We start from the raw sequence: 15,091 nt of genomic DNA, 5'->3' as shown, positions 1-15,091 counted from the left end.
CATGCCAGATATCGAGCGGATCAATCCCGATACGCTGCCGGACGCCGGTGCGATGGGCTATTCGCAAGTCACGACTTGTACGCCGGGGAAGATGATCTTCATCTCCGGCCAGGTCGCATGGACCCCCGGGGGAGATCCGGCTCCCGATAGTCTGGCAGAGCAGGCGAAGATGGCGAGCAGCAATCTCGGTAAGGCGCTGGCATCGGCGGGAGCCGGGCCGGAGAATATCGTGTCCGCCCGAGCTTTCATCGTCGATTATACCGAAGAAAAGGGTGCGGAAGCCTTTCCCGAGATACTCGCATTTCTTGGCGGAAATCAGGTAGCCTTTACCTTGATCGGTTGCGCGGCACTGGCGTCGCCTGATCTGATGATCGAGATTGAGGCGATTGCGGTTGTCTGACCCTATAGAGACGGGCAGCGGAGATATTGTTGATATCTGGTCTGCTGATCAAGACCTGCCATCCTGGTTCACTGAAGCCCTGGACGTTCCACGTGAGGAAGCCTTTGTTGAGGTCGGCGGCCAAAAGGTCCACTATTTTCGCTGGGGCAAACGCGGCAAACCGCCGCTGCTGCTGACGCACGGCTTTCTGGCCCATGCACGCTGCTTTGCGTTTATCGCGCCCTTCCTCGCCGAGGATTATGATATCATTGTCTACGATCTGGCCGGCATGGGTGAAAGCGAGATCGGAACGGTATTTGAGGGAACCCAGCGCGCCGAAGACATGGTCGCATTGGCCGAGGCGCTCGATCTTTTTTCCGGTCCGGTGAAACCAAAGATCATTGCCCACAGCTTTGGGTCGGGTGTCGCTTTGACCGCTATGGAATTGGCGGGAGAACGATTTGGCGGTCTTGTCATTTGCGACCTGATGATCATGCGGCCCGAAAAGCTTGCAGCCCATTTCAAAGGCGGCGGCGGACCTCCCGGCTCGGGCAAGACGGATCGGCCAACCAATGTATACCCTGATTATGAAACGGCGCGCGGACGTTTTGTTCTGGCTCCCCCGCAGGATGTCCAGACGCCATTTCTACTGGAATATATGGCCTATCACAGCATGCGCCGGGTTGAGGGCGGCTGGACCTGGAAGTTCAATCCGAAGGTATTTCATCGCAGCGAGAATGATCAGGAAAAATGGAGGCAGGCACCTCAGCGGATTGTCGATCTGCCGGACCGACTCGCGATTATCTATGGCGAGAATAGCAAATTGTTCGATGGCGATAGCGCGGCCTATTTGCGCGAACTGGGCGGCAATCATATCCCGATGATTGCGGTGCCCAAGGCAGAACATCATCTGATGCTCGATCAGCCGCTTGCATTTGTAACGGCACTGCGCTCTGTTCTGGCTTTGTGGGAGAATCCATAAACCAGAAGAGGTCAATTCGTGAGTAGCAACTCCAGAACACGCATCGTTTCGGTGGTCCAGGCTGGATCTGATCCTTTCGATACGCCAAAAACCCTGAGCAAATTTGCCGACCTCTTGTCGGAGGCTAAGGCGGCGAAAACTGACTTTGCCGTATTTCCCGAAGCCTTTGTCGGCGGTTATCCCAAAGGGGTAGACTTTGGCGTACGCGTGGGATCGCGCGATGATGCCGGGCGGGAATTGTTCCGGCTCTATTCCGATAATGCAATAGAGCTTGGCTCTCCTGAATTTGACGCGCTAAGCGAGGCCGTCGCCGCCAATGATTTGGCAGTGGTTGTGGGTGCCATCGAACGAAAAGGTGCCACACTTTATTGTTCGACTTTCAGTTTTGAGCGGGATGGATCTTTGCTCGGCGTGCACCGCAAGCTGCTTCCCACCGCCATGGAGCGGCTGATTTGGGGGCAGGGTGACGGCAGCGATTTACCGGTGATGGACAGCAGTGCTGGACGGCTCGTCAGCGCGATCTGCTGGGAAAATTACATGCCGCTATTGCGCAGCTATTATTATGATGCGCAGCCCGATTTCTATTGTGTTTCGACCGTGGATGACCGCCCTGTCTGGTTGCCAACGATGCAGACTATTGCTCTCGAAAGCCGTGCCTTTGTGCTCTCAGCCTGCCAATATCTGGAGCGAGGGATGATTGGTTTGGACAAAGACCAGTTTGACGCGGTTCAAGGTAATGATTCTGCTACGGTGCTGATCAACGGCGGAAGCTGTATCATTGCGCCGTCAGGAGAGGTGCTCGCTGGCCCGGTTTTCGGTGAAGAGACTGTACTGACCGCTGAGATTGATCTGGACGATCGGACGCGGGGCAAGTTCGATATGGATGTTGCTGGCCACTACGCGCGGCCGGATGTGTTTGAGCTCAAAGCGAATATCGATGCGCAGAAAAACGTCCGGACGGATTGAGCGCGATGCAGATTCGCCTCGTTAACTAGGCTATGATATTGGTTGTGCCGCGAGGAGGGACCAATGACGGAAACGGCACTACCAGAAATCGTGACGCCAGCGGAATGGCAGGCTCACATTGACAGCCTGCGTATCAAGGAAAAGGAACTGACGCGCGCCCATGATGCGCTCAATGCGATGCGCCGCCAATTACCGATGGTCAAAATTGAAAAGGAATATGCGTTTCAGGGAGAAAGTGGGACTCAGTCTTTGTTCGATCTGTTTGAGGGTCGAAAACAGCTTATCGTCTATCATTTCATGTTTGGCCCCGATGCCGATGCAGGATGCCCGGGCTGTTCATGGGTGACCGATGCCATGTCTCATCCGGCTCACTTAAATGCGCGAGATACGTCCCTTGTCCTGGTGTCACGCGCGCCTTTGGAGAAGCTATTGGCCTATAGAAAGCGCATGGGATGGGGCCTGCCATGGGTGTCTTCATTCGGTAGCGACTTTAACTACGACTTTAACGCCACCAATGACGAGGGTGAAAACCACGTCGCTAGCGTGTTTCTGCGCGATGGTGATGATGTTTACCGCACCTATTATACCGACCAGCGCGGCGTCGAACATCTCGGCAGTCACTGGACCTGGCTTGATCTGACGCCTTATGGTCGCCAGGAACCTTGGGAAGAAACACCGGAAGGCTGGCCCAAGGGAGAGATGTTTTGGGACAGGCGCCATGATGAATATGGCGAATGAGTCATTCTGAACACCCTACGCGTTCTTGATCGTAAGCCCGCCATCGACCGGAATGATCGCACCGGTGAGGAAACTGGCTGCCGGCAGCACGCAGGACAGGGTCATGTGCGCGACCTCTTCGGGGATGGCATAGCGGCGCAGCGCTACACGCCGTTTCGCGTAGATAGTTTTATGCTCCTCCGAAATCGCATCGGTAATGCCCGTGCGGATCGGTCCGGGGCAGATGCAATTGACGGTGATGCCTTCGCGGCCGAGATCAACCGCCAGGCCTTTCGTCAGACCAATCACACCATGTTTGGCCGCAACATAAGGACTGTTGCCCGGCGATGCGCCCAGGCCTTCGGTTGATGCGATATTGACTATCCGGGGATGCTCGGCCTCTCTCAAATGAGGCAGAGCGGCGCGGATCATCCGCTGGTGGGCCGCCAGCATCACGGCAAGGGTCGGCTCCCAGCTGTCTTCATAGCTTTCCTCGGCAACATCCGCAGGAATTGCGAAGCCAGCATTGTTGACGAGAATATCGATACCGCCAAATGCTTGGGCAATATCGGCGACAACCGCCTTGATAATGTCAGGATTGCTGACGTCGAGCGACCAGGCTTCTGCAGAGCCGTCATATCCGGCTGCTGCAATTTCCTCGACAACGGCATCGCACGCACTCTGATCAAGATCGGTCACCGCAACCTGCGCGCCTTCCGAAGCAAACAGATGCGCTGTGGCCCGGCCCATGCCGCTGGCCGCGCCGGTTATGATCGCTTTCTTGCCTGCGATAGAGCGGCTGAGCGTTTGGTAAGGGGGCATGCGTTCATCCATTTTTATTTTGCAACATCTTTTCTCAAAAACGTCCTACCAATTCGGCGTTCCGAATAATTCACAGGGGGAGCCTTGATACCCAAGTGACGAAAAGAACGAAAAGTGCTTCTCTGCTTACTGATGTACTTAGTGACAAATTGAAGCGATGCGCCACCATGCAGATAGCGCATCATTCGACAATAAGCATTCTGTTCATGTAATGGCCACAAATCCCAGATTGGATCTTGATTCCCATTCCATCTTTCTTTGAGCGTGATCACATCAGGCGGCTAAAAAGCCTTCCAGCCGCCCGCGAATAATTTCATCCGCTTCACTCATGATGCCGTCGATCAATTCCTTACAGGTTGGAATGTCATTGATCAGGCCAGCAACCATACCGCAGCTCCAGGCGCCTGCATCCATCGTGCCTTCCATCATGATCTGCGGATAGACACCTGCAACCTGCTCGATAATATCGGTAAATTGCAGATCGCCGCCTTTTTCCTTTTCAATCTCGAGCAGCCGCTCAACCGCTGCGTTGTTCAGCACACGCTCGGTATTGCGCAGCGGACGCATGACGAGGCGGGTGTCGAGTTCGCTGGCGGCGACGATTGCGTCTTTCACATTTTGATGCACGGGTGCTTCTTTCGTGGCGATGAAGCGTGTTCCCATGTTCATGCCTTCCGCGCCCATGGCAAGCGATGCGACCAATGAACGCGCATCGGCCTGTCCGCCGGAGCTGACGAATGGAATGTCGAGTTCATCTGCTGCGCGCGGCAACAGGATCATGTTCGGGATATCATCCTCACCGGGATGACCGCCGCATTCAAAGCCGTCGACCGAAACGGCGTCACAGCCAATGCTCTGCGCTTTCAAGGCATGGCGCACGGCGGTGCATTTGTGGATGATCTTCACACCGGCTTCTTTGAGAGCGGGGAGATATTGCACAGGATTGTTACCCGCAGTTTCCACCGCTTTAATGTCATTGTCGATAATTGCCTTGATATAGCCAGGATAATCAGGCGTGTTGACGATTGGCAGGAAGGTGAGATTCACGCCAATAGGCTTGTCGGTCAGCGCTTTGGCTTTCTTGATTTCCTTGTCGAGATCTTCCGGGGTCTTCTGGGTCAGGCCGGTGATGATGCCGAGGCCGCCCGCTTCCGAAACGGCTGCTGCCAGTTCGGCAAATCCCACATAGTGCATCCCGCCCTGAATGATCGGATGTTCGATGCCGAAAAGCTCTGTGATGCGTGTTTTCATGGGATTTGGTCCTCTTGCGTTGGAGTAGTTGGAGACAGTGCGGGCTATCTCGAGAATCGGTTTAATCGAGCAGTTAACTAGCAATCCAGGCGCCGGTTGTCACGCCTTTCCAAATCTGGTCCGGTGACGTTACGGCAAGCTCTGCGCCGAGCAATTTGGACCAGCGATGCTCATTACCCAGCGTGTCACGCCAGGCCCATAGGCGGCGGGTATAATGATGCAGATCATATTCCTGCGTATAGCCCATAGCGCCGTGCACTTGATGAAACGGCACGGTGACGGCTTCGACGCTGTGACCGATCTGGACCTTGGCAACAACCGCTTCATGCCATGCCTTTTCCGGATCATCGGCGTGGCGGGCCAGCGCGCTGGCGGCCTGTGTCGCGGCCATGGTCGCGGCGGCGCTTTCCGATGCACCGATAGCGAGTTGATGCTGGATTGCCTGAAATTTCGACAACGGTCGTCCGAATTGTTCGCGATCGGAGACATAGGCGATGGAGAGGTTGAGCGCGGCTTCGATAGCCGACGCCATTTGCACCGCACGGACAGTGAGGATCAACGCCTCGACGGCGCGCCGGGACAGGTTGGTTGCTGCGCTCGCAACGGGTGTTGCGGTAGAAAAGTCGAGGCGCGTATCGCTATCGGGTGACAAGGCTTGCCCATCAGCCGCCGATGCGTCGGCAGTTTTATAGAGGGCAATGGCGTTCTTGCCGGCATCATAGACGGCCACATGATCGGCTGTGCCTGCGAACGGGACGCTGGCAGTATTGCCTTCGAGAAGCGCGAACGTGGAAGCGCCATCCGGAATAGCGATACCGGCCCGATCAAGTAACCAGTTGCCGATCAATGTCTCTGCAAAGGGCACCGGCGAGGCTGCCTCAGCGGACACCCAGATGGCGCCGAAAACCTCATCATAGTCGGCACCAAAGCCGCCATTTTCTTCGCTCACCCAAGCGAGCGGCAAACCGTTTTCCGCGAGCGCGTCCCATAGGGCTTGTGGGTATTGGCCAGCCTCGGCTTCATGCGGCACTTCGCGCCCGCACAGGTCGGTGTAAATTTTCGCTGCGGTTTCAGCGACCATGCCTTCTGTATTGATCATCAGCGCTACCCTTATCTCAGGCCCAATTGCCGCGCGGTAATGCCGCGCATGACTTCGGTCGTACCACCGCGCAACGTGTTCGGCGGGGACCGCAATATGCCGATATTGAGGATACGCCGCATTTCATCGCTCCACTCGTCTTCTGGCAGATCGTTGAGCAAGGCCCGCACTTGCAGGGTCAGGTCATTCTCCAATCGGTTGCCAAGATCCTTGACCAAGGCAGCCTCGGTTTCTGGCGATACCCCTTGATGGAGCAGGTTGGCGATGCCCCAAGACATGCCGCGCAAGGTTCGTAAATTGGCAATCAGCTTGCCGAGACGCGCCTGAGAATCCGATCCCAGCTTGCCCTGTAATTGATGGAGCGCCGTTTCGAGGGTGATGTAGCTCGACAAAAACCGCTCCGGCCCAGAGCGTTCCATCGCCAGCTCGCCGGTCACCTGCTTCCAGCCGCCGCCTTCTTCGCCGAGCAGGCAATCGTCCGGCACAATCACGTCTTCAAAATACACTTCGTTAAAATGCGCATCGCCGGACAGGTCGGTAATCGGTTTGATGGTTACGCCGGGCAGGCTGAGATCGATCATGATCTGCGAAAGACCAACATGCCGGTTGCGGCCATCGGCTGGCGAGGTGCGCAAGATGGCGACCATATAGTGCGAGATATGCGCGCCCGAGGACCAGATTTTCTGGCCATTGATTTTCCAGCCACCTTCGACTTTTTCCGCCTTGGTTTTGACATTGGCGAGGTCGGAACCGGCACCGGGTTCAGAAAGGCCGATGGCGAAATAACATTCCCCGGCAGCGATCCGCGGAAGGATATCAAGTTTCTGTTCTTCGGTCCCATGTTCGATCAGCATCGGCGCATGTTGCCGGTCGGCAATCCAGTGCGCGCCGACTGGCGCGCCAGCACGCAGGGTTTCCTCGGTCACGATATAGCGTTCCAGCGCGGTCTTGTCGTGACCGCCATATTGGCTCGACCAGGTCAGACCAATCCAGCCGCGCTTGCCCATTTTCTTGGAAAATTCGGGGTCGGAAGAGGCCATCCAGCATTCCGGTTCGGGGCGGAAGTTGCCCGCCTCGCGTTCTTCTTTCAGGAACGCTTGCAGCTCGGCGCGAAGCTCTTCAAGGGCCGGATCAGGCTGGACAACAGGGAAATTGAAACGCTGCATCTAAAAATGCCTCTGGGTTAATAATCAGGGTGTTACGATATTAAACTGCGGATCCACCGGGTCGAGCGCGCCGAACATTGCTGCCATCAATCCGACATTGCCTAGCACCCGCATGTCGCCCGATACAATAAGATCTCGCGGCGTGATTTCGCGCATCAACAGCCGGGTGAAATCCGTGCGGTTGATGGTGATTTGCGCAATCGAGCGATCGGTGGTTCCGTCGCGCGGGAACATCACGCTTTTGCCAATATCGACATTCACGGCTTCGCCGCGATCGGGGAAGGTAAACTGGATGATACCGCCGACATTGCTCATCCGCGCCGGATTGAAACGCGCGGCCAAGGCATCGAACAGATCAACCGCCGGAATACTGTTCAACACCCTTGCACTATTGGTCGCGATCGCTTCGCCTTTGTCATTGCCTTCGCGCAGTTCCTTGGCGCCCGACAGATAGATGTTGCGCCATGTGCCGGCCTCGGCCTGAAAGCCGAGCTGCTCATAAGTCGACGCGAGCCATTTCGTTGCCGCTTCATTGGCCGGGTCGGCAAAGACGATGTGATTGAAAACGGTCGCGGCCCAGCGGTAATCGCCGCTTGCAAAGGCGCGTTCCCCAACCGACAGCGCTTTGGGCGCACCGCCCATCGCCGCAACATATTTTCGCGATGCTTCGACGGGTGGTAGCTCATGATAATGGGCCGGAACCCCGTCCCACCAACCGAAATAACGCTGATAAACAGCCTTACTATTGTGATTGAGCGTGCCATAATAGTCGCGCACGCCAAAATCGGTTGCAGCAAAATCGGGCTCACCGATATTCTCGGCGATTTCGTGCATCGTCGCGCCCTGATTGGCCTGCCGCAAAGTCTGGTCATGGACATAGCGATAAAGGCCGCGCTGATTCTTGAGCGCAGTCTCGACATTTTCGCTACCCCAGATCGGCCAGTGATGACTGGCGAGCAGCACGTCAGATTTCTCGCCATATTTGGCGAGCATGGCATCAATCACCTTGCTCCATTTCAACGTATCCCGCACCAGCGCGCCGCGCGGTGTCAGCACATTATGGAAATTGCGCGTCGCCACTTCGGCGCTGTGCAGCGCTTTAAACTCCGGCAGGTAAAAGACCAGTTCTGCCGGCGCTTCGGTTTCGCTGGCGTCCATAAACTCAAAGGTGATGCCATCTACGCTCAGGGTCTCGCCATCCTTGCTGATGGTCTTGGTCGGCGGCAAAAGGGACAGATCGCCCTTGGACAAATATTGCCCCAGACCAGTCCCGACATGGCCGGTTGGTCCGGCGGGTAAATTGGTGCCGAACTGAAACTGCACCCGGCGGTTCATGGTGGTTCCGGCAAGGACATTCTCGCCAATGGATTCGCGCAGGAAACCATGCGGCGCGATGATCTGCACCTTGCCATATTGCAGCTCTTGCGGCGTGACCACACCGCTGACGCCGCCAAAATGGTCGCCATGGCTATGGGTGAAGATCACCGCCTGAACCGGACGCTGGCCCAGCGTTTTGTTGGCGAGCGCCAAGGCCGCTTTGGCAGGCGCTGGAGTCGTCAGCGGATCAACCACGATCCAGCCGGATTTGCCCGCGATCAGGGTCATTTGCGCCAGATCATAGCCGCGCAGTTGATAGATGCCTTCCTGCACCTTGAACAATCCATGGATGCTGTTGAGCTTGCCCTGCCGCCAGAGCGACGGGTTGACGGTATCGGGGGCCGCGTCTTTGACAAAATCAAATTGCCCGACCTCCCACGCGACGGAACCGTCTTCGTTCAGGATCTGAGCGTCTTCAATCTTCGCCAGAAAGCCGCGATTGGCATTGTCGAAATCGGTCTGGTCTGCCAGCGGCAAGCGCGCGGCGACTCTGGCGTTGGCCGCCTTGGTCGCGGCTGTAGCGACGCCCTCTGGCGGTGTGTTGGCTGCTATGGCGCTGGCTGGCGAAGCATTGGTTTGTGCTTGGCCAGCGGCCATCAACAAGGGTGCTGCTGCCAGCAGGGCTGTGGTTAGATATCCCGCTTTCGTCATGATCACTGCTTTCTCTTATTGACCCTTGAATACTGGTTTGCGTTTCTCAAGGATCGCATCAATCGCTTCCTGATGATCGTCAAGCTGCTGCAAAACGCCCTGGAACAATGCCGCCTGATCGAGATTTTCTTTCAGCGTCACGCTCTGCGCCGTGCGCACCAGTTCCTTGGTTTTGCGGATCGCCAGCGGGGGCAGGGCAACCACTTGGTCGGCCAGTTCATAGGCGCGCTTGAGCAAATCATCATTGGCCACAACTTCGGAAACGAGGCCGTAATCGAGAGCCTTGTGCGCATCGATAAATTCACCGGTGAACAGCATCTGGTTGGCCCGTGGCTGACCAATGATGCGCGGCAGCAACCAGGCACCACCGTCACCCGGGATGATCCCGACACGCAGAAAGCTTTCGGCGAAAATCGCATCTTCGCCCGCAATTCTTATGTCGCACATGGTGGTCAGGTCATTGCCCGCGCCAATCGCGTGGCCATTGACCGCCGCGATGACTGGAACCGAAATCTCGGCCATTGCCAGCGGAATTTGCTGGATACCGGTCTTGTACCATTCTTCAATTTGCAGCGGAGACATATTCTGCTCGGCAGTCATCGCCTTGATCTCGTGCAAGTTGCCGCCAGAGGAGAAGCTTTTGCCATTGGCAGCCAGCACGACGCAGCTAACCCCCTTGTCGGCATCGGCTGTTTTCACGGCATTGACCAGCGCTTCGCAAAGGTCGGTCGACAGCGCATTGCGTGTCTCTGGCTTGTTCAATGTTATCGTGACCACGCGGTCTTGTTTGTCATAAAGAACAACGTCGCTCATAATTTCCCCACCTGTTCGCTGGCCTGAATCATTTTATACTGGCGTTCATCCATTGCAGGCCTGCTTCGCTTCTGCAAGAGAGGGATCGGATGGAACCAATAAGCTGATGTTATGAAATCCCGCCGAAACACTAACCCGAAAAACCATGAAACCGGCTTTACGCTGGTGGAACTCATGATTGTATTAGTGATTCTGGGCTTGATGGCATCGATTGTGGTGCTGTCGTTTCCTGACGATCGCAATGATCTGGAACAGGATGCACAGATATTTGCCGCGCGGACGGCGGCGCTGCGCGACAATGCGATTTTGCAATCCCGCCCGATGGCGGTGCAGGTCACGCCTTCGGGCTATAGCTTTCTGGAACGGCGCAAGGGCGCCTGGTCGGTGATGGAGGACAAACCGTTTCGATCGACGAACTGGTCTGCGGGGGTAACCGCAGAGGTCGGTGAAACAGGGCCGTTGCTAATCAGTTTTGAAAGCACCGGATTGCCGAGTGACCGCGCCGAGGTGCGGCTCAACTACCAGGATTTTGCGCGCAATATTGTCATTGCGTCCATGGGTGATGTCGAGCTGGCAGGCGGTGAGGAAACGCCATGAGGGTTTTCAAAAATAGCTGCGACGAACGCGGCTTCACGCTGATCGAAATGCTGGTCGCGCTGTCGGTCTTCAGCCTCGCGGCGCTCGCGTTGATCCGGTTGCAGGGCTATACCACGCGCAATGCTGCCGAGCTGGAATTGCGGGTCGTGGCCCAGTCTGTGGTCCGCAACCGGGCAGTGGAAATATTGACGGACCCGCGCCCGCCAAGCCTCGGCGAAAGCAGCGGCGAGGAGGAAAATGGCGGTCTCAACTGGACATGGACACAAAGTGCGCGCCTTACTGAAGAGGGAAATTTCATACAAGTCGACATCACGGCGCAGGAAAAGGTCAGCGGCGCCCCGGCGACGCTAACGATATTGCGCCCGGCGGACATCATACTCGACGCGCCCGAACCGGCTCCATCGGCGGAAAACCGGCCTTAGCGAAATACGACTGTGCGATTGCCGTTGAGCAAGATCCGATGCTCACCGGCCCATTTGACCGCCTTGGCGAGGACCTGTGCCTCGATATCGCGACCGATGCGGATCATCTCTTCAACACTGGCCCGGTGGTCGACACGTTCGACCGCTTGCTCGATAATCGGGCCTTCGTCGAGATCGGCGCTGACAAAATGGGCGGTGGCGCCGATAAGCTTGACCCCGCGCTCATGCGCGCGGTGATAGGGTTTGGCGCCTTTGAATCCGGGCAGGAAGCTGTGATGGATGTTGATGCATCGCCCCGCCAGTTTTTGGCTGAGATCGTCGGACAATATCTGCATATAGCGCGCGAGGATTAGATAATCTGCCTGCTGCTCGCCCATGATATCCAATATCGCCTGTTCTTGCTCCGCCCGATTGTCATCGGTTACGGGAAGATGATGGAAGGCGACATCATGCCATTCGGTCAGGTCGCGCAAGCTTTCATGATTGCTGACCACGCCGGCAATATTGACCGGTAATCCCCCGGTTTTCCAGCGGTGCAGCAAGTCATTGAGACAGTGGCTGCCTTTTGAAACGGCGATGACGATGTTGGGTTTTTCGGTGCCGCTGACGAGCGTCCAGTCCAGCGCATAACGTGTGCCGACCGCCGAAAATTTCTCCGTGAGGGCATCGAGACTGGCCGGAAACTTGTCACCTGCACCCTTGAACTCGACACGCATGAAAAAACGTTCCAGCTCCAGATCGGCATATTGCTGGCTGTCGAGAATGAAGCCGTCATGCTCTGCAAGAAAGCCGGTCACGGCGGCCACCAGACCAACCCGGTCTTCCGCGGTCAGGGTGAGAATATAGTTTTCAGTCATATGCACATCGCCTCTTCGGCTTCCAATTGGCCGAAACTTGGCATTTTGAAAAGCGGGATTTACCCTTGTGCTGATTTCTGCAGCGATTAGAAGCCTCAACAAGACATCCGAAGGACAGGACGCAATATGAGTGAAGACGAATCTTGGGATATGGATGATTTGCCGGAAGGCGAGGATTCACAGCTCGAATGGTGGGATTTTGATGATCGCGCGGAAATGATCGACGCGGTTGTTGGTGATATTAAGTTCATCATCGAAAGCGCACTTGATGCCCGCGGTGAAGCTTTGCTGGCGCTTCCCGTCAGCGAAGAAGCCATGCCGGTGCTTGAGGCGCTCGCCGAAAAGCAGATCAAATGGAAATATGTCACGATCATTCCGACCGATGATTATCTGGTCCCGGTTGATGATCCGCGCAGCCATGTGAAAGCACTGGCGCAGCTATTCCTGACGCGCGGCGCGCGGGTGTTACCGATTGCGACGGAAAATGAGGATTATCATCTCGCGGGCGGTGCAGCGGATGCGCGTTTACAAGATCTGAAATGGCCACCGGATTTGATCTGGCTCGGCATGGGCGATGATGGCAGCACCGCCGGTCTGGTCGAAAGCGCGGATCTGGAAGAAGCGCTGGACGGTCCCAAGGAAAAACGCGCTGTCGGCATCATGCCGGACAATGGCGACACGCCGCTGGTCACCATTACCAAAGCCGCCATTTGTGAAGCACGGACGGTTTTGGTGCTGCTGAACGGCGCGGGATCACAAATGTTCCTGGAGCAGGCGATTGAAGAAGGCGCTAGCAGCATGGCTTCGATTGGCCGCGTATTTGCCGACCTGACCGTGCCTGTGGATATATATGTGGAGAATTAGTGCGCATATTCTGGAAAACACGCCGTTGTTAAAGAAAATCTGACGCAACATGGCCGCACAGGGCGGAATCGGTGGCTGGATCGGCAGGGCGATTATGCTGGCCATATTTCTGGCACCAGTCGGTTTTACCGCCTGGCTGGTCTACGACCGGGTTGATGTGATGCTTTCGGCTGAGCTTCAGCCAGCGCAGATCACGCGATGCCAGGTGCACCGTAACGATCACGGCAATTCTTCCAAGGCGTCTTTCGCGCCTGTGGCCAAAACGGCGGACGGATCGGAAGTCGAAGGCGGCTTCACCCCTTCCCGAAAAAGCTGGTGCGAATATTTTATCGGCGATGATGTATCGGTCTTCATTCATCCGGCCGATGAGTCGAAAAATCGCATCCACAGTTTCCTGCAATTTTATCTCGCTCCACTGGGCGGTTTGCTGCTTTCGATACTGCTGCTGGGCGCTTTCATACGGAAGAAAAAATAGCGCCTATTATAGCGCGCACAGTTTGGTTGATTTAATCATGCAATTAAATCACTATGCTCTCCAATCGAATCGCTATGCAATGCGATCACCCCAAATGGAGAGAAGCCACAAATGCACCCCTATCTGCATGCTCAGGAAAATCCCGATAAACCAGCGGTCATCATGGCCAGCACCGGTGCTGTTGAAACATATGCTGAGCTCGACAAGGCATCAAACCGCCTGGCGCATCTCTTCCGCAAAGAGGATCTGCAAATTGGCGATACGGTGGCGGTGCTGCTCGACAACCATCCGAAATTTTTTGATTTTGCCTGGGCCGCCCAGCGCGCGGGCCTCTATTATGTTGCGATACCGAGCCGCCTGACCGCTGCAGAAGTGTCCTATATTTTAAGCGATAGCGGCGCCACGCTGTTGATCAGCTCTGATAGCAAGCAGGGGGTTGTTGATGAGCTGCACAAACTGAACCCCGACGTGAAAGTATTTCTCTTTGGCGTGGACGATAACCGCGCGATCGAACCCGTACTGGCCGCATTGCCGGACGGGCCGATTGATGATGAGCGCCATGGCACAGATATGCTTTACAGTTCGGGTACGACCGGGCGGCCCAAGGGCGTGCGCATCCCGTTTCCAGAGAATGAAGATATTGCCGGGCCCAATCCTTTGGTCATGATGGCGCAGGGTGCTTTCGGGTTTCAACCCGGCTGCACCTATTTGTCGCCGGCGCCGCTTTATCACGCTGCTCCGCTGCGATGGTGCATGACGGTTCACAAAATGGGCGGCACGGTGATTGTGATGGAAAAATTCGATCCCGAACAGGCGTTGGCGCTGATCGAAAAATACAAGGTCGATGCCAGCCAATGGGTACCGACACATTTCAGCCGGATGCTCAAACTTCCGGAAGAGACACGGGCGAAATATGATGTATCCAGCCTGACATGCGCGGTTCATGCCGCGGCGCCTTGCCCCATTCCGGTGAAGGAGAAGATGATCGAATGGTGGGGGCCCATAATTCGCGAATATTATGCGGGCTCAGAAGGCAATGGCTTTACCTTCATCAATTCGGAAGACTGGCTGACGCATAAAGGGTCGGTCGGCAAAGCGCTTTTGGGCATTGTGCATATTTGTGACGAAAATGACAACGAAGTGCCTGTCGGTGAAGAAGGGCAGATCTATTTTGAAGGCGGCGCGCCGGTCAAATATCATAATGATCCGGAGAAAACCAAAGCCGCACATAATAAACATGGCTGGACTTCGCTGGGCGATGTCGGGAAAGTCGATGAGGATGGCTTTCTGTATCTCACCGATCGCAAGAGCTTTATGATCATTTCCGGCGGTGTGAATATCTATCCGCAGGAGATTGAAAACCTGCTCGTGACCCATCCGAAAGTGCTGGATGCGGCCGTTATCGGTGCACCGGATGAGGATATGGGAGAGAAGGTAGTCGCCGTAATTCAGCCGATGGATATGGCCGACGCCAATGATGATTTTGCCCAAGAGCTGGAAGTCTATTTGCGGCAGTCATTGTCGGGCGTCAAAGTACCGCGTCAGATAGATTTTCGGGCGGAATTGCCGCGCGTCCCCACCGGCAAACTATACAAACGCCTGCTCCGCGATGAATATTGGGGCAAGACCGGTAGCAGGATCGTTTAAGCGGAG

General features: G+C 55.9%; 16 protein-coding genes. 9 read left to right on the top strand and 7 right to left on the bottom strand.

Annotation, left to right across the window (positions count from 1 at the left end; genetic code table 11):
- The first annotated feature begins 1 nt into the window (after position 1).
- The 4 genes from BS29_RS16435 (at position 2) to BS29_RS16420 (ending at position 3,065) form a co-directional block, all read left to right on the top strand.
- Positions 2-400, top strand: coding sequence for a RidA family protein (locus BS29_RS16435; protein ID WP_229954710.1), 399 nt, complete (start codon positions 2-4; stop codon positions 398-400).
- Positions 393-1,361, top strand: a complete 969-nt coding sequence (locus tag BS29_RS16430; protein ID WP_229954709.1) for an alpha/beta fold hydrolase — start codon at positions 393-395, stop codon at positions 1,359-1,361. The genes BS29_RS16435 and BS29_RS16430 overlap by 8 nt, the downstream gene beginning before the upstream one ends.
- An 18-nt stretch (positions 1,362-1,379) precedes the next feature.
- Positions 1,380-2,327, top strand: a complete 948-nt coding sequence (locus BS29_RS16425; protein WP_229954708.1) for a carbon-nitrogen hydrolase family protein — start codon at positions 1,380-1,382, stop codon at positions 2,325-2,327.
- A 63-nt stretch (positions 2,328-2,390) separates the two neighbouring features.
- Complete coding sequence (locus BS29_RS16420; protein ID WP_229954707.1) at positions 2,391-3,065, top strand: DUF899 domain-containing protein; 675 nt, start codon at positions 2,391-2,393, stop codon at positions 3,063-3,065.
- 15 nt (positions 3,066-3,080) lie between these two features.
- Here BS29_RS16420 and BS29_RS16415 read toward each other — a convergent pair whose 3' ends face one another.
- The 6 genes from BS29_RS16415 to BS29_RS16390 form a co-directional block, all read right to left on the bottom strand.
- A complete protein-coding gene (locus BS29_RS16415) occupies positions 3,081-3,866 on the bottom strand; it encodes an SDR family NAD(P)-dependent oxidoreductase (RefSeq protein ID WP_229954706.1) in 786 nt (261 codons plus the stop codon).
- A gap of 273 nt (positions 3,867-4,139) precedes the next feature.
- Complete coding sequence (locus BS29_RS16410) at positions 4,140-5,117, bottom strand: NAD(P)H-dependent flavin oxidoreductase (protein WP_229954705.1); 978 nt, start codon at positions 5,115-5,117, stop codon at positions 4,140-4,142.
- 73 nt (positions 5,118-5,190) lie between these two features.
- The gene (locus tag BS29_RS16405) at positions 5,191-6,216 is read right to left on the bottom strand and encodes an acyl-CoA dehydrogenase (RefSeq protein WP_229954704.1); all 1,026 of its coding nucleotides are present in this window, start codon (positions 6,214-6,216) and stop codon (positions 5,191-5,193) included.
- 11 nt (positions 6,217-6,227) lie between these two features.
- Entirely contained in the window at positions 6,228-7,382 is a 1,155-nt protein-coding gene (locus tag BS29_RS16400) for an acyl-CoA dehydrogenase family protein (RefSeq protein ID WP_229954703.1), read from the bottom strand.
- A gap of 24 nt (positions 7,383-7,406) precedes the next feature.
- On the bottom strand, positions 7,407-9,410 hold the full coding sequence (locus tag BS29_RS16395) for an alkyl/aryl-sulfatase (protein WP_229954702.1): 2,004 nt from the start codon (positions 9,408-9,410) through the stop codon (positions 7,407-7,409).
- Positions 9,411-9,425: 15 nt separating this feature from the next.
- A complete protein-coding gene (locus BS29_RS16390; protein ID WP_229954701.1) occupies positions 9,426-10,223 on the bottom strand; it encodes an enoyl-CoA hydratase-related protein in 798 nt (265 codons plus the stop codon).
- Positions 10,224-10,334: 111 nt separating this feature from the next.
- On the opposite strand from BS29_RS16390, the gene gspH reads away from it, so the two are divergent.
- Positions 10,335-10,820, top strand: coding sequence for a type II secretion system minor pseudopilin GspH (gspH, locus tag BS29_RS16385; protein WP_229954700.1), 486 nt, complete (start codon positions 10,335-10,337; stop codon positions 10,818-10,820).
- The gene (gene gspI, locus BS29_RS16380; protein WP_229954699.1) at positions 10,817-11,242 is read left to right on the top strand and encodes a type II secretion system minor pseudopilin GspI; all 426 of its coding nucleotides are present in this window, start codon (positions 10,817-10,819) and stop codon (positions 11,240-11,242) included. The genes gspH and gspI overlap by 4 nt, the downstream gene beginning before the upstream one ends.
- Here gspI and purU read toward each other — a convergent pair.
- Positions 11,239-12,099 carry a formyltetrahydrofolate deformylase gene (gene purU, locus BS29_RS16375; protein ID WP_229954698.1) on the bottom strand — a complete coding sequence of 287 codons (861 nt, stop codon included), beginning with the start codon at positions 12,097-12,099 and terminating at the stop codon, positions 11,239-11,241. The two genes, gspI and purU, sit on opposite strands and share 4 nt — an antisense overlap.
- 126 nt (positions 12,100-12,225) lie before the next feature.
- Between purU and BS29_RS16370 the strand changes: the two genes are divergently transcribed.
- From BS29_RS16370 to BS29_RS16360, 3 genes are all read left to right on the top strand, one after another.
- Entirely contained in the window at positions 12,226-12,963 is a 738-nt protein-coding gene (locus tag BS29_RS16370; RefSeq protein WP_229954697.1) for a 6-phosphogluconolactonase, read from the top strand.
- A 49-nt stretch (positions 12,964-13,012) separates the two neighbouring features.
- Entirely contained in the window at positions 13,013-13,438 is a 426-nt protein-coding gene (locus BS29_RS16365) for a DUF3592 domain-containing protein (RefSeq protein WP_229954696.1), read from the top strand.
- Positions 13,439-13,549: 111 nt separating this feature from the next.
- On the top strand, positions 13,550-15,085 hold the full coding sequence (locus BS29_RS16360) for an acyl-CoA synthetase (RefSeq protein WP_229954695.1): 1,536 nt from the start codon (positions 13,550-13,552) through the stop codon (positions 15,083-15,085).
- Positions 15,086-15,091: the final 6 nt, after the last annotated feature.

This window comes from Parasphingorhabdus litoris DSM 22379 (assembly GCF_020906275.1).
Lineage (GTDB): Bacteria > Pseudomonadota > Alphaproteobacteria > Sphingomonadales > Sphingomonadaceae > Parasphingorhabdus > Parasphingorhabdus litoris.
This window is presented reverse-complemented; position numbering and strand designations above follow the sequence as displayed.

Bases quoted from the DNA above. Each gene is read 5' to 3' on its own strand.
- BS29_RS16435 (WP_229954710.1), top strand. From the start codon at position 2: ATGCCAGATATCGAGCGGATCAATCCCGATACGCTGCCGGACGCCGGT.
- BS29_RS16420 (WP_229954707.1), top strand. From the start codon at position 2,391: ATGACGGAAACGGCACTACCAGAAATCGTGACGCCAGCGGAATGGCAG.
- BS29_RS16415 (WP_229954706.1), bottom strand. From the start codon at position 3,866: ATGCCCCCTTACCAAACGCTCAGCCGCTCTATCGCAGGCAAGAAAGCG.
- BS29_RS16410 (WP_229954705.1), bottom strand. From the start codon at position 5,117: ATGAAAACACGCATCACAGAGCTTTTCGGCATCGAACATCCGATCATT.
- BS29_RS16405 (WP_229954704.1), bottom strand. From the start codon at position 6,216: ATGATCAATACAGAAGGCATGGTCGCTGAAACCGCAGCGAAAATTTAC.
- BS29_RS16400 (WP_229954703.1), bottom strand. From the start codon at position 7,382: ATGCAGCGTTTCAATTTCCCTGTTGTCCAGCCTGATCCGGCCCTTGAA.
- BS29_RS16395 (WP_229954702.1), bottom strand. From the start codon at position 9,410: ATGACGAAAGCGGGATATCTAACCACAGCCCTGCTGGCAGCAGCACCC.
- BS29_RS16390 (WP_229954701.1), bottom strand. From the start codon at position 10,223: ATGAGCGACGTTGTTCTTTATGACAAACAAGACCGCGTGGTCACGATA.
- gspH (WP_229954700.1), top strand. From the start codon at position 10,335: ATGAAATCCCGCCGAAACACTAACCCGAAAAACCATGAAACCGGCTTT.
- gspI (WP_229954699.1), top strand. From the start codon at position 10,817: ATGAGGGTTTTCAAAAATAGCTGCGACGAACGCGGCTTCACGCTGATC.
- purU (WP_229954698.1), bottom strand. From the start codon at position 12,099: ATGACTGAAAACTATATTCTCACCCTGACCGCGGAAGACCGGGTTGGT.
- BS29_RS16370 (WP_229954697.1), top strand. From the start codon at position 12,226: ATGAGTGAAGACGAATCTTGGGATATGGATGATTTGCCGGAAGGCGAG.
- BS29_RS16365 (WP_229954696.1), top strand. From the start codon at position 13,013: ATGGCCGCACAGGGCGGAATCGGTGGCTGGATCGGCAGGGCGATTATG.
- BS29_RS16360 (WP_229954695.1), top strand. From the start codon at position 13,550: ATGCACCCCTATCTGCATGCTCAGGAAAATCCCGATAAACCAGCGGTC.